The organism is Streptomyces sp. SP17BM10 (assembly GCF_036322405.1).
Lineage (GTDB): Bacteria > Actinomycetota > Actinomycetes > Streptomycetales > Streptomycetaceae > Kitasatospora.
The window spans coordinates 1-13,668 of record NZ_JAQYXB010000661.1 but is presented as its reverse complement, the minus strand read 5'-3'; the positions used below and the strand labels follow the sequence as shown (position 1 = coordinate 13,668).

Below are 13,668 nucleotides of genomic sequence, written 5' to 3'. Positions count from 1 at the left end.
CGCTAGGCGGAGCGCCGGTGCCGGCCACCGAATTCGGGGGTCGCGGCCTGGGCTTCGGCCTCGAACAGCGCCCAGACGACCTTGCCGCCGCCCAGCGGGTGCCAGCCCCAGGAGTGACTGAAGGAGTCCACCAGGTGCAGCCCGCGGCCGGATTCGGCCACGAAGTCCGCCTCCCGGGCCACCGGGCCGGTGCTGCTCGGGTCGCTGACCGCGCAGACGATCTGCGGCGCGCGGTGCACGAGGCTTATTCGGATCGGCAGTCTGCCGTCGCCGACGGGCTGTGTGGGAAAGTCGTACTCGCCCAGGGCGCCGCCCATCGGGCCGGGCCGTGCGCCGATCGCATGCCGCAGCGCGTTGGTCACGAGTTCCGACGCGACCAGCGCGACGTCGTCGAACAGCTCCATCAGCCCCCAGCGCTGCAGAGCGGTCCTGGCGAAGTCGCGTGCGGTTCTGACGGCTTCGAAGCGAGGAGCGAGCGTACAGGTGACCACATGGGGGTCAACCGCCAAAGCCGTACCGGTGCCCATGAAGAGCTCCTCCCATAAGGGGGCGGACACGGCTGGACCCGCCGGGGTCATGCCGGTCACCTCCGACTCGCTCGGCCGCACGGCCCGCTCCTCGACGAGGCGCGCGCGCACACGAAGGCCCGGTGGCGCGGGGGACGCTGCCGGGCTGGTGCACGGAGTCGCGCGTGGGGTCGACGCGGAGCCCGCGGGGTTGTCAGGGATGTGCAGGTGCACGTGCACCATGGTCCTCTGCGCTCACTGCAGATGCAAGAGTCGATTCACGTGCAGTCGCACTATTGGCATATGCAAGCGCCGGATGCACGTGCATCCTGGTGTGTGGGGTGCAGAACTGATAGGAACATCCGTCAGTATCGGCACCGTGAGCGCTCAACTGATGGCAGACTGTGCGCTGTTTGCCCTAGGTGGAGGTTTCGACCGCATGACCACAGTTCAGCCGGGCGGCGGCTCGATGGTCCGCCGGATCCTCCTCGGCTCACAGCTCCGACGCCTGCGCGAGGCGCGCGGTATCACCCGCGAGGACGCCGGCTACGCGATCCGCGCCTCCGAGTCCAAGATCAGCCGCATGGAGCTCGGCCGGGTCAGCTTCAAGGAGCGCGACGTCGCCGACCTGCTCAGCCTCTACGGCGTCGACGACGGACTGGAGCGGGAGGCCCTGCTCGGCCTGGTCCGCGAGGCCAACAAGTCCGGCTGGTGGCACAGCTTCAACGACGTGCTGCCGGGCTGGTTCCAGACCTACGTCGGCCTCGAAGAGGCCGCGCAGCTGATCCGCACCTACGAAGTGCAGTTCATCCCCGGGCTCCTGCAGTCCGAGGAGTACGCGCGAGCGGTTTTCGGCCAGAGTCGGCCGGTCATCAGCGAGGAGGAGGTCGAACGGCGGGTCAGCCTCCGCCTGCGCCGTCAGAAGCTGCTGACCGAGGGCAACAACCCGCGCCTGTGGGCCGTCATCGACGAGGCCGCGCTGCGCCGCCCGGTCGGCGGGCCCAAGGTGATGCGGGGCCAGGTCCAGTACCTGATCGACGTCGCCGAGCAGGCCAACGTCGTCATCCAGGTCATGCCGTTCCGCTTCGGCGCGCACGCGGGCGAGTCCGGCGCGTTCACGATCCTGCGCTTCCCGGAGCAGGACCTCGCCGACGTCGTCTACCTGGAGCAGCTCACCAGCGCGCTCTACCTCGACAAGCGGGACGACGTGGACGCCTACATCCAGGTCATGGAGCGGCTCTGCGTGGACAGCCTCACGCCCGAGCGCACCATAGACCTGCTCGCCTCGATCCTGAAGGAACGCTGAGCCTCCGCCCGGAAGGGCCTGGACCTCCGGGCCCGAACGGTCGGACGCCGAACTGGCGGACGTGGAACGACCGGACGTGGCCCGACCGGGCCCGGACCGGCCGGGCCGCAACAGCCGAACCGCTCCCCTGGGGGCCCACCCGTCGCCGCCCACCCGCCGTCAGCCGCGGGCCGGCGGCCGTTCGCGTTCCGGCGGCAGTGGCTGCGGCGGGCGGCCCAGCTCCCACGACAGGTCGTAGCGCCGGAACAGGTCGGCCCGGATCGGCGCCAGCGGCACCTCCGCTCCCGGCAGCAGGACGCCGATGCACCCGCCCATGAGCGCGCTGCGCAGCACCGCGTGTTCGGCGGCCGGGTCCGGCGCGCCCCAGTCCCGCAGCAGGCCCTGGAGGATCGCGCCCAGTTGCTGCTGCTCCGGGTCCTGGACGAAGGAGCCCGAGTCCGGGTCGAGGATCAGCGCCAGGTGGGAGCGCATCACCCGCGGGTGCTCCAGGGCGAGGCCGAGGACGGCGTCGATGGCACTGGCCAGCCGGGCCTCGGGCGTCGCGTCCGGCGGGAGTGCGGCCAGGGCGCCGCTGAGCGTCTGGTGCATCATCCGGTGCGTGGCTGACTGCATGAGCAGCCGTTTGCCGTCGAAGTAGTACGACAGCAGCCCGCGCGCGAGTCCGGCGCGCTCGGCGATGTCGCTCAGCGTGGTCCCGGCGTATCCGTGCTGGTCGATCAGTTCGACGGTGGCCCGCATGATGCGCCGGCGCGACCGCTGACGCATTTCCTCATTGACCGAATCCCCGCGAGGTGCCATCGTGACTGCTCCGAACGTTCGTTGGCTCCCGGCCAATATACTGGGGGGGCCGACGGCCGATCCGTGGAACCGCGGCTACGAGCGGCGCACGGGCGGCTGGTGCGGGGACGGCCGATACGAAGACGGCCGGCTCCACCAACACGGGGGTTTGGTGGAGCCGGCGGCATTGCACCGGTGGGGGCGGACATCCGCGTCGGCTCGGCGGGGTCCGGTGCGGGGTGCCGATGTAGGCGGAGCGATCAGCGCTCGGCCAGTACGTCGACCCGGTCGGTCGGCTCGGACAACCATGACGGATGGTCATCGTCCGTAGCGGACAGGGGCGTTGCCTTCTTCCGTCGCTCAAGTAGCGCACCCACGAGGGCGATCAGGAATCCGAGCAGCGCGACCCCGGTGACGAACAACAGGGCCGGCCGGTAGCCGGCCAGCTGCGCCTGCGGGCTGTCGCCGCCGGCGCTTCCTGCGGTGATCATCGCGGTCGCGCCGGCGAGCACGACGGCGGTGCCGACCTGGATCGCCGTGTTGACCAGGCCCGAGGCGAGGCCCTGCTCGTAGTCCGCGACGCCGTCGGTGGCGGCGATGTTCACGGAGGGGAAGGCGAGTGCGAAGCCGACACCGAGCAGCAGCATCGACGGCAGCACCAGCGCCGGGTAGGAGCTGTGCTCGTCCAGCCTCAAGAACAGCGCGAACGCCGCGGTCAGCGACAGGACGCCGATGGGCAGCAGCCGGCCGGTGCCGAAGCGGTCCACGATCGGGCCCATGAACGGCGCGGACAGGGCGATGAACGCGCCGGCCGGCAGCAGCCCGAGCGCCATCTCCAGGGCGGACCAGCCGAGCAGGTGCTGGAGGTAGAGCGTCACGATGAACTGGAAGCCGCCGTACGCGCCGGTCATCGTGAAGGCGATCACGTTGGCCCGGGCCACCGCGCCGTTGCGGAAGATGCCGAGCCGCACCAGCGGATGGGCGGCACGGCTCTCGGTCACCAGGAACGCGGCCGCCAGAGCGGCGACCACGGCGAACGAGCCGAGCGTGCGCAGGCTGAGCCAGCCGGCGCCCGGTGCCTCGGTGACGGTGAACACGAGCAGCAGGACGGTGAGCGTGCCGGTGATCGCGCCGAGGACGTCGTACCCGCCCTTGGCGCGCTCCTCGACCGGGCGGGGGAGCAGGCGGACGGCGAGGACGAGGGCGATCAGCGCGACCGGGACGGGCATCAGGAACGTCCAGCGCCAGCCGACCGAGGTGAGCAGGCCGCTGAGCACGAGGCCGAGCGAGAAGCCGCTCGCACCGCACGTGGTGTAGATCGACAGCGCCCGGTTGCGGGCCGGGCCCTCGGCGAAGGTCGTGGTGATGATCGACAGGCCGGCCGGGGCGGTGAACGCGGCGGCGACGCCCTTGAGGAAGCGGGCGGCGATCAGCAGGCCGCCGTCGTCGACAAGCCCGCCGAGCAGGGAGGCGGCGCCGAAGACGCCGAGGGCGACCAGGAACACCCGGCGGCGACCGAGCAGGTCGGCCGCCCGTCCGCCGAGCAGGAGCAGGCCGCCGTAGCCGAGCACGTAGCCCGAGACCACCCATTGCAGGGTGGAGGTGGAGAGGTGCAGCTCGGATCCGATGGAGGGGAGGGCGACTCCCACCATGGAGATGTCCAGGGCATCCAGGAAGATCGCGGCGCAGAGCACGATCAGGGTGCCCCAGAGGCGGGGAGTCCAGGGCTGCCCGCTGGTTGACGGTGCGTCGGATTGCGTGACGGTCGCGGTGGTCATGGGGAGGACACTACATGCACATGCATTCAATGCAAGCGAATAAAATGTAAACGCATAAGTTGCGGCGGCGGTGGTAGGCTGGCGCCGTGGCTGAACTCGACTCCCCGGCGGAGGCCGGTCTCGTCGCGCAGTGGCGCGAACTGCTGGCCCGGCACGCGGAGACCTCCTGCGCGCTGGACCGCGAGCTGGGTGAGAAGCACGGGCTCGGGATGAGCGAGTTCGAGGTGCTGGAGCGCCTGGTCGAGGGTTGCTCGGTCGACCGCAGTCACCGCCTCCGGGTCCAGGAGCTCGCCGACGTCGTCCACCTCAGTCAGAGCGCGCTGTCCCGGCTGATCGGCCGGCTGGAGAAGGCGGGCCTGGTGACCCGCGAGATGTGCGTGGACGACCGCCGCGGCATCCTGATCGTCCTCACGGACGAGGGGCGCGAGCGCTACCGGCAGGCCCGGCCGCTCCACCGGGACGTGCTCGCTCGCAAGCTCGGCGGCGAGGTCACCGGCCCCTGCGAGGCGTGACGCTGACGGTCCGTCATGGCGGCTGGAGAGGCTGAAGGGCTGGCGGGCGGCGGGGCGGCGGGGCGGCGGGGCTAGAACCGCAAGAACTGTGAGACGAGTCCGGGCGCGGCGGCGAGTAGTACGACGGCCACGGGTGCGGCGAGCGCCGCCACGGTGAGCTGGAGCCGTCGTGGCACGGACAGTCGCGGGCGGCCCGCGAGCAGGCGGTCCACCCGCTTCGGGGACTGCGCGAGGCCGGGCGGACAGGAGCCGAACACCCCGCGGTCCAGGTTGAGTTCGGCCAGCGCGAGGGCGGTGGTGTGCCGGCCGTGCCGACGGGCCGCGCGGTCGTCGGCCGCGAGCTCGACCAGCTCGCCGACCTGGTCCCGGAAGGTGCTGAACACCCGCACGCCCGGGAATCCGGACGCGAGGGCCTGGGCGGCCTGCGCGAGCCAGTCGTGCCGGGCGCGGACGTGACCGCGCTCGTGGCTGAGCACGGCGGCCAACTCCCGTGCCGTCAGCTGCTGGAGCGCACCCGTGGTGACCACCAGCCGGGAGTTCGGACCGGGCAGCGACCAAGCCTCGGGCCGGACGTTCTCCAGCACCACCAGGCGCTCCCGGCGGTTACGGGCGGCCGCGATGGCCTCCGGCAACTCGGGCGCACGGTCGGAGAGTTGAGCGTGGCGGTGATCGCGCAGCGCTTTCGCCGAACGAACCTCGCGGGTGACCGCCAGCACCGTTCGCAGCCCGCCGGCGGCGAGCACCGCCGCGCAGAGTCGGCCCCAGCCCTCGGCGTCTTGGAGCCCGTACGCCGCTTCCACCCCGTGCGGTGCGCCCGAGAACACCAGCGCGCGCAGTTCGGGCAGCGCGGCCGAAGCGGCGAGGACCAGGCTCAGCGCGCAGCACAGCAGGACGGCCACGACCAGGCACTGCCAGACCAGCAGCGCCAGCACGGGTTCGCGCTCCACCCAGCGGGCCCGGGCGAGCAGCCGGGGCACGGCGGTGGAGAGCAGCAGGCCGAGCAGCAGCAGGCCGATCAGGGCAGTCATCGCATGGGCTCCCCGAGTACGCACGGAGCGCGACAGCGCGCTCCTCGCCAACCTATGCGCTGGCGACGCCCGGTGGAACGGCTTTCGACCGGCCAGTGACCAACGCCACGCGGCCCCGGGGCCTTGGTCCCGGGTGAGTGTCCGGGGGCCCGGTCGGCCGCAGGCTGGGCGAGCGGCGGGGGTGGGGTCACAGGCCGAGGAGCATCGCGAACATCCCGATGCCCATGGTGAGGCGGCAGGCCTGCGGCAGGCCCGCCGTTCCGACGGTGACGGTTCCGTCCGGGGCGTGCAGGAGCCGGGTGCCGGTCCAGAGGGAGTAGGCGCCGAAGTAGAGCAGCAGCGCGCCGGTGAGCAGTGGGGCGCCGGTGCTCGGGACGTGGTGGTGATGGCCGTGGGAGGCGGTCATGGCGAGGGCCGCGTAGGCCATGGCGAGGCCGCCCACCGCGTGGTGCAGTCGGTGTCCGCGGCGGTCCGGGGTGCCGGCGGCGGCGAGCAGGAAGACGGCGGCGGGGATGCCGAACAGCCAGGCCCAGACGGATGCCGGGACGGCGGCGCCGGTGACGGCCATTCCGGCCATGCCGAGCCCCATCAGCGCCTCGGCCGCGTCGGTCTCACGGGCGAGCAGCCGGCGGGGGCCCGTCGGGTGGGTGGCGGACGGGGGAGCGGGCGAGGGTGCGCAGGCGGTGTGCAGCGCGTGCGGGGCGTCTGGTGCGTGGGGAGACCCCGGGGCGTGCCGGAGTCGGGCCAGGCAGTGGGCCCCGGCGGTGGCGGTGAGGAGGGCGAGGAGCCAGTTGACCAGGGTGGGTCCGTGCAACGGCGGCCTCCTGGGCGACGGGAGGACGGCGGGCAGCGAACAGCTGACAGGTTTCAGATAACAGATGACGAAATCTGTTATCTGAAACCTGTCAGCTGTTCGGCCCCCGCCCGTCCTCTGCGGCGTTCGTCCTGTCCACGATCACCGCTGCCGCTCCCGGGAGGCCAGGGCGCGTGCAGGGGCGCACGGTGGTGACCGGCGGAGTGCGTCCCCGCGAGCGCCGTGTGCTTGCCTCGACAAGCCCCTGCGCCGGACCCTGCCGGTCCCGTCCGGCCCCCGTCCGGCCCAGCCTCAGCCCTGGAGCCGTCCCGACGCGACGATCCGGCTGAGGAACCGGCGGGTCCGTTCCTCCCGCGGATCGCCGAACACCTGCTCCGGCGGCCCCTGTTCGAGCACCACCCCGCCGTCCAGGAAGCAGACCTGGTCGGCCACCTCGCGCGCGAACCCCATCTCGTGCGTCGACAGGACCATCGTCATGCCCTGCTCCTTCAGGTCGCGCACCACCGACAGCACCTCCCCGACGAGCACCGGGTCGAGCGCCGCCGTGATCTCGTCGAGCAACAGCAGCCGCGGCCCGGTGGCCAGCGCCCGCACGATGGCGACGCGCTGCTGCTGACCGCCGGAGAGCCGGTCCGGGTACTCCTTCGCCTTGGCCGCCAGCCCGAGCCGGTCCAGCAGCTCCAGCGCCTTCGCCTCCGCCTCCGCCCGCCCGAGCCCGTGCACCCGGCGCGGCGCGAGCGTGATGTTCTCCAGCACCGTCATGTGCGGGAAGAGGTTGTAGGCCTGGAAGACGACGCCGATCCGGCGCCGGACGGCGTCCTCGTCCGCCCGCGGGTCGGTGATGTCCTCGCCGTCCAGGAAGATCGCTCCGTCGTCGACGCCCTCCAGCAGGTTCACGCAGCGCATCAGCGTGGACTTGCCCGAGCCGGACGCCCCGATCAGCGCCGTCACCGAGTGCTCGGGCACGGCGAGGTCGACGTCGCGCAGCACCACCTGCGAGCCGAAGGTCTTGCGCACCGACTCCAGCCGCAGCACGGCCGCCCCACCAGCCACCGGGGCCCCGCTCACGCCGCTCACGCCGCTCACACCGCCGACGCCGCTCACACCGAACCTCCCTGGACCTGCCGACGGTTCATGCGCGCGGTCAGCCAGTCGGCGAACCGCGTGAGCGGAATGGTCAGCACGATGAACACCAGCCCCGCGACCAGGTACGGCGTGTAGTTGAACGACCGGGACGCGATGATCTTCGCCGCGTAGACGGCGTCGATCGCCCCGCCGATCGAGACGAGCCCGGTGTCCTTCTGCAGGCTGACCAGGTTGTTGATCAGCGGCGGCACCACCCGCCGCACCGCCTGCGGCAGCACGACGTACCGCATCGCCTGCGCGTTGGTGAGCCCGAGCGAGCGCGCCGCGGCCCGCTGGCTCGGGTGCACGGAGTCGATGCCCGCGCGGAACACCTCGGACACGTACGCCGAGTACGTCAGCACCAGCGCCGCCCCGCCGAGCAGCAGCGGATCGGTGGTGACCCCGGTGAGGCGCAGCGCCGGCACCCCCGTGATCATCACCAGCAGGCAGATGATCATTGGCAGCCCGAGGAAGAAGTCCACGTACGCGGTGGCCAGCAGCCGCACCGGCAGGAACACCGGGCCGCGCAGGGTTCGGAGCACCGCCAGCAGCAGGCCGAACACCAGGATCAGCACGCCGCAGCCGAGCATCAGCTCCAGGTTGAGCCGGAGCCCGGTGAGGACCTCGGGCAGCGCCTTCCGGGCGTAGTCGAGGTTGAAGAAGGTCCGTCGAGTCACCGCCCAGCCGGGGGAGTTGACGATGAGCAGATACAGCACGACGGCCGTCAGCAGGGTCGACGAGCCCGCGATCAGCGCCGAGCGCCGGGCCCGCCCGCGGCGGTAGGCGTCCCGGGCGAGCCGGCGCTCGGACGGACGGTAGCCGTGGCCCTCCCCACGGCCGGGCGCACCGCCTTCCCGTACGCCCGCGGCACTATCCACGTCGACGCCACCGCCGCTCACTTCAGCACCGGTGCCGAGACGGCGTCGGACAGCCACTGCTTCTCCAGCTTCGCGAGCGTCCCGTCCGCCCGCAGTGCGTCCACGGCCTGCGACACGCAGCCGGTGAGCCTGGAGCCCTTGTCCAGGACCAGTCCGAACTGCTCGCCCTGCGACGCGCTCTCGAACTGCCCCACCACCTGGGCCTCCGGGACCTCGGCGCCGGTGATGTAGAAGGCCGTCGGCAGGTCGACCACGAGCGCCTCGACCTGGCCGTTCTTCAACGCGGCCTTGGCCAGGTCGTTGGAGTCGAAGACGGCCGGCTGGGCGCTCGGCCTGATGGTGTTGGTGATGGTGTCGAGGCTGGTCGTGCCCACCTGTGCCCCGAGCTTGGCACCCTTGAGGTCGGCGATGCTCTTCGCGCCCGCGGCCTTGGAGTTCTTGAGCGCGATGACGGCCTGGCGGACGTCGTAGTAGCCGGAGGAGAAGTCCACCGCCTGCTTGCGTTCGGCGCTGATGGACACCTGGTTGACGTCGAAGTCGAAGTCCTTCGGGCCGGGCGAGGTGGCCTTGTTGAACGGCGCCACCACCCAGGTCACCTTCTCCTTCGGGTAGCCGAGCTTGTCGGCGACCGCGTAGGCGACCGCCGACTCGAAGCCCTTGCCGTTCTCGGGCTTGTCGTCGGAGAACCAGGGGTCGTACGCGGGCTTGTCGGTGCCGATCGTCAGCGTGCCCGCCGTCCGGGTCGCCAGCGCCCCGGGAGCGCAGCCGGCCGCCGTGCCGGACGCGCCCGCGGCCGCGGTCCCGTCGGTGTTGGCGTCCTGCGGCGCGCACGCGGTCAGCGCGGCGGCCGCCACGAGCACGGCGACGGGGAGGGCGGTGGACGTGCGGAGGCCGGGGCGGAGACGGAGGTCGGTCATGGCAGGGCTCCTGGAAAGGAAGGCCGGGCAGGACGGGAGAGGCGGCGGCCGGGCCGGGAGGCGGCCGCGGACCCGGCGGATCACTTCCCCCGGTGGCGGCGCCGGAACACACGCGGCATGGTCGGCGTACGGGCCCGCGTCCGCGGCGCCCTCCGAGCCTGATCGGCGGATCGGCTGACGAGCGGATCGGCGGATCAACGACAACAGCGGCGGCAGCGGCAACGGCCGCGCGTGCCACGGCAGGTGTGACAACGAGAGGGCAACCGGAACAGGCCGTCGTGGCGCTCGGTCATCGTGATCACTGCCGGGAGCATGGCGGGAGATTCGCATCCCGACGGCTTCCGTGTCCAGAACATCCACCGCGGCGTCCACATGCCGGACATCCGGTCGCGGCGCCGCCGAACCCCCCGCCACCGGAGGTTCTCCGATCGGAGCCCCCTTGAACAGGAGAACCTTTCGTATCTATGGTGTCTCCATCGAAAACCTCCTGTCGAAGTGAGTCCACGATGCAGAATCTTTCGCCAAGGCTCGCTGTGGCGGCCGACGCCCCGGTCTCGACCCTCGCCGGCCACCCGGCGTGGCTGCGCCTGAAGGAGGCCGTCGAGACCCTGCGCCCGCTGCAGTCCAAGGACGGCTCGATCGACCTGGCCGCCGTCCAGCGGCACACGGTCGATCCGCTGGTCGCCACCGTCCGCGGTGCGGTCGCCGAGCTGGCCCCGCTCTTCCCGCACGACGAGGCCTACCTGGCCGCCGTCGACGCCGACCTGGCCAAGTGGGCCGACACCGGCTACCGGGAGCCCGACTTCCTGGACTCGCTGCTCGCCTTCCAGCCCGCCGACCAGCGCGTCGACGGCCTCGAGCACCTCGTGGTCTTCCCGATGTACACGCAGAACGGCAACCCGGACCGCAACCTCGAAGCCGTCCTGCTGAGCGTCGTGTGGCCCGACTGGCTGGCCGAGCTGGAGCGCACGCGCTTCGACAACCCGATGTTCGTCCCGATCACCTTCACCGACTTCACGGCCGGGTACGACACCAACTCCGCCGTCCTCTTCCCCGAGACGGTCGCCGTGCGCAAGGCGCCGGAACGTTTCACCTGGGGCGGCATCTTCTGCGACCGCGAGGCCGCGCGCTTCCGCGCCGTCACCACCAGCGCCGTCCAGCAGCTCGGCCTGGCGATCCCCGCCGACGCCGAGGGCCTGCTCGAGGACCAGGCGCGCGCGCAGGAGACCTTCGTCCTGTGGGACCTGGTCCACGACCGCACCCACAGCCACGGCGACCTGCCGTTCGACCCCTTCATGATCAAGCAGCGCAGCCCGTTCTGGATGTACGGCCTCGAGGAGCTCCGCTGCGACCTCACCACCTTCAAGGAGGCGGTGAAGCTGGAGGCCGAGGGCAACGCGCACGCCCGCGACGTCCAGTACGCGATCCTCTTCGACCGCCTGTTCCGCTTCCCCGTCAGCGGCGACCGCGTCCGCAACTACGACGGCATGGGCGGCCAGCTGCTCTTCGCGTACCTCCACAAGAACGACGCGCTGCGCTGGCGCGACAACCGCCTCACCATCGACTGGGACCGCGCCCCGCAGGTCACCAACGACCTCTGCGCCGAGATCGAGACCCTGTACCGCGACGGCATCGACCGGCCCAAGCCGGCCCACTGGATCGCCGCCTACGAGCTCGTCTCCCGCTACCTCACCCCGCACCCGGCCTCCACCTGGGCGAAGGGTGCCGACGCGCTGCCGCTCGACATCACCGACGGCAAGGCCCTCAACAAGGCGCTGTGCGACGCGGTCCTCCCCGACGAGTTCCCGCTGAGCATGTTCTACGAGGCCCTGTCCAAGAAGCTCGGCGGCGTCATCGCCGCCACCGCCGGCATCACCGGCACCGGAACCAAGGGAGCCGCCGCGTGACCACCACCCCCAACGCCCCGCTGGCCGGCAAGGTCATCGCCGTCGCCGGAGCCAGCGGCCCGGCCGGCCAGGCCGTGCTGCGCCGCCTCACCACCGACGGCGCCACCGTGATCGGCGCGGACATCGACGCCGTCCGGCTGGAGAGCGCCCTCGACGCCACCCGCGTCGCCGTGCGCGGGGCGAAGGTCAGCGGCCAGGTGATCGACCTGCTCGACCCGCAGGAGGTCCACGACTGGGCCGACCACCTGGAGGCGGAGCACGGCCACGTCGACGGCCTGTTCCACCTGGTCGGCGGCTGGCGCGGCAGCAAGACGTTCTTCGACACCCGCCTCGACGACTGGGACTTCCTGCACGACACCGTCGTGCGGACCCTCCAGCACACCTCGCTGGCCTTCCAGCCCGCGCTGGTCCGCAGCCCCGCCGGCCGGTACGCGATGGTCTCGGCCGCCGCGGCCCACAAGCCCACCGCCGGCGGCGCCGCCTACGCGGCCGCCAAGGCCGCCACCGAGGCGTGGACCCTCGCCATGGCCGACTCCTTCAAGAAGGAGACCACCTCGGCCGACGGCGAGCCCACCGCCGCAGCTGCCATCCTGGTGATCAAGGCACTGGTCAGCCCGGAGATGCGGGCAGAGAAGCCGGACGCGAAGTTCGCCGGCTTCACCGACACGGCCGACCTCGCCACTCACCTGGCGGGCCTCTGGGACCGCCCCGCAGCAGAACTGAACGGACAGCACCTGTGGCTGACAGCCCGATGAACGACTCCACCCGCACGGACGCGGTACGGCGGCACGACCCCGCCGTCCGCGGCTTCGCCAGCGACAACTATGCCGGCGTGCACCCCGAGGTCCTCGCCGCGATAGCACTCGCCAACGGTGGCCACCAGGTCGCCTACGGCGAGGACGACTACACGGCGCACCTGCAGGACGTCTTCCGCCGCCACTTCGGCGAGAAGGCCGAGGCCTACCCGGTCTTCAACGGCACCGGTGCCAACGTGGTCGCCCTCCAGTCGCTGCTCCCGCGCTGGGGCGCGGTCGTCTGCGCCGAGACCGCCCACATCCACGTGGACGAGGGCGGCGCCCCGGAGAAGATGGGCGGCATCAAGCTGCTCACCGTCCCGACCCCCGACGGCAAGCTCACCCCGGAGCTGCTCGACCAGCAGGCCTGGGGCTTCGGTGACGAGCACCGCGCGCAGCCGCTCGCGGTCTCGATCACCCAGAGCACCGAGCTCGGCACCCTCTACACCGCCGACGAGATCCGCGCGATCACCGAGCACGCCCACGAGCTCGGCATGCTCGTCCACGTCGACGGCTCCCGCCTGGCCAACGCCGCCGCCTCGCTCGGCCTGCCGCTGCGCGCCTTCACGACGGACGTCGGCGTCGACGTCCTGTCGTTCGGCGGCACGAAGAACGGCCTGCTGCTGGGCGAGGTCGTCGTGGTGCTCAACCCCGAGCGGGTCCGCAACATCAAGTACCTGCGCAAGACCTCGATGCAGCTCGCGTCGAAGATGCGCTTCGTCTCCGTGCAGTTCGAGGCGCTGCTCTCCGGCGACCTCTACCTGCGCAACGCCGGCCACGCCAACGCCATGGCCAGCCGCCTGGAGGCGGCCGTCCGGAAGATCGACGGCGTGGAGGTCGTGCGCCCGGTCCAGGCGAACGCGGTGTTCGCGATCCTCCCGCGGGAGGTCAGCGAGCGGCTGCAGAAGCGGTACCGCTTCTACTTCTGGAACGAGCACACCGGCGAGGTGCGGTGGATGTGCGCCTTCGACACCACCGAGGCCGACATCGACGCCTTCGCGGCGGCCATCGCCGAGGAGATGGGCCGCGCCTGACGGCGCCCCATCAGCGGATCGTCCCGTCCTGCGTCAGCAGGGCGGGACGATTTGCACCTGGCGGGCCCGGCCCCGTACAGTTCCGGAGTCGCCGCGGGAGACCGGGGCGACGAAAGCGGAAAGCAAATCCGATGAATGAAACTCCGGAAAACGGAGCGGAAAACGTCTGATAAGCTGGAAACACGAAAGAACGAAGCGCCCGGAGGGCCCGCTGGAAGGCGGCTCGAAGGAAGCGTCCGTTCCTTGAGAACTCAACAGCGTGCCAAAAGTCAACGCCAGATATGTTGACATC

Annotated in this window: 13 protein-coding genes; 5 read left to right on the top strand and 8 right to left on the bottom strand. The window is 71.5% G+C overall.

All coding sequences use genetic code 11. The annotated features are described in order from the left end of the window. Positions 1-2: 2 nt before the first annotated feature. Positions 3-527, bottom strand: coding sequence for an ATP-binding protein (locus tag PUR71_RS30825; protein ID WP_329930455.1), 525 nt, complete (start codon positions 525-527; stop codon positions 3-5). A gap of 418 nt (positions 528-945) precedes the next feature. Between PUR71_RS30825 and PUR71_RS30820 the strand changes: the two genes are divergently transcribed. After that, positions 946-1,812 carry a helix-turn-helix domain-containing protein gene (locus tag PUR71_RS30820; RefSeq protein ID WP_329930454.1) on the top strand — a complete coding sequence of 289 codons (867 nt, stop codon included), beginning with the start codon at positions 946-948 and terminating at the stop codon, positions 1,810-1,812. Positions 1,813-1,971: 159 nt separating this feature from the next. Here PUR71_RS30820 and PUR71_RS30815 read toward each other — a convergent pair whose 3' ends face one another. After that, a complete protein-coding gene (locus PUR71_RS30815) occupies positions 1,972-2,577 on the bottom strand; it encodes a TetR/AcrR family transcriptional regulator (protein ID WP_329930453.1) in 606 nt (201 codons plus the stop codon). A gap of 272 nt (positions 2,578-2,849) precedes the next feature. Continuing rightward, positions 2,850-4,367: an MFS transporter gene (locus tag PUR71_RS30810; RefSeq protein ID WP_329930452.1), complete on the bottom strand. Its 1,518-nt coding sequence runs from the start codon at positions 4,365-4,367 to the stop codon at positions 2,850-2,852. 86 nt (positions 4,368-4,453) lie between these two features. On the opposite strand from PUR71_RS30810, the gene PUR71_RS30805 reads away from it, so the two are divergent. After that, entirely contained in the window at positions 4,454-4,879 is a 426-nt protein-coding gene (locus tag PUR71_RS30805; RefSeq protein WP_329930451.1) for a MarR family winged helix-turn-helix transcriptional regulator, read from the top strand. 71 nt (positions 4,880-4,950) lie between these two features. On the opposite strand, the gene PUR71_RS30800 is transcribed toward PUR71_RS30805, so the two are convergent. From PUR71_RS30800 to PUR71_RS30780, 5 genes are all read right to left on the bottom strand, one after another. Further along, on the bottom strand, positions 4,951-5,907 hold the full coding sequence (locus tag PUR71_RS30800; protein ID WP_329930450.1) for a M56 family metallopeptidase: 957 nt from the start codon (positions 5,905-5,907) through the stop codon (positions 4,951-4,953). Between the two features lie 187 nt (positions 5,908-6,094). After that, entirely contained in the window at positions 6,095-6,721 is a 627-nt protein-coding gene (locus PUR71_RS30795; protein ID WP_329930449.1) for a DUF5134 domain-containing protein, read from the bottom strand. 291 nt (positions 6,722-7,012) lie between these two features. Continuing rightward, a complete protein-coding gene (locus tag PUR71_RS30790; RefSeq protein WP_443077652.1) occupies positions 7,013-7,774 on the bottom strand; it encodes an amino acid ABC transporter ATP-binding protein in 762 nt (253 codons plus the stop codon). A gap of 47 nt (positions 7,775-7,821) precedes the next feature. Further along, complete coding sequence (locus PUR71_RS30785) at positions 7,822-8,724, bottom strand: amino acid ABC transporter permease (protein WP_329930864.1); 903 nt, start codon at positions 8,722-8,724, stop codon at positions 7,822-7,824. A 17-nt stretch (positions 8,725-8,741) separates the two neighbouring features. Continuing rightward, positions 8,742-9,641: an ABC transporter substrate-binding protein gene (locus PUR71_RS30780; RefSeq protein ID WP_329930448.1), complete on the bottom strand. Its 900-nt coding sequence runs from the start codon at positions 9,639-9,641 to the stop codon at positions 8,742-8,744. Positions 9,642-10,147: 506 nt separating this feature from the next. Between PUR71_RS30780 and PUR71_RS30775 the strand changes: the two genes are divergently transcribed. Genes PUR71_RS30775 through PUR71_RS30765 form a run of 3 tightly spaced genes read left to right on the top strand, consistent with a single transcriptional unit; the run spans position 10,148 to position 13,376 of the window. Continuing rightward, positions 10,148-11,548 (top strand): DUF6421 family protein, encoded by a 1,401-nt coding sequence (locus PUR71_RS30775; RefSeq protein WP_329930447.1) that lies wholly within the window; start codon positions 10,148-10,150, stop codon positions 11,546-11,548. Beyond that, complete coding sequence (locus PUR71_RS30770) at positions 11,545-12,303, top strand: SDR family NAD(P)-dependent oxidoreductase (protein WP_329930446.1); 759 nt, start codon at positions 11,545-11,547, stop codon at positions 12,301-12,303. Before PUR71_RS30775 ends, PUR71_RS30770 begins: the two co-directional genes overlap by 4 nt. Further along, positions 12,300-13,376 (top strand): threonine aldolase family protein, encoded by a 1,077-nt coding sequence (locus PUR71_RS30765; protein WP_329930863.1) that lies wholly within the window; start codon positions 12,300-12,302, stop codon positions 13,374-13,376. The genes PUR71_RS30770 and PUR71_RS30765 overlap by 4 nt, the downstream gene beginning before the upstream one ends. Positions 13,377-13,668 lie beyond the last annotated feature (292 nt).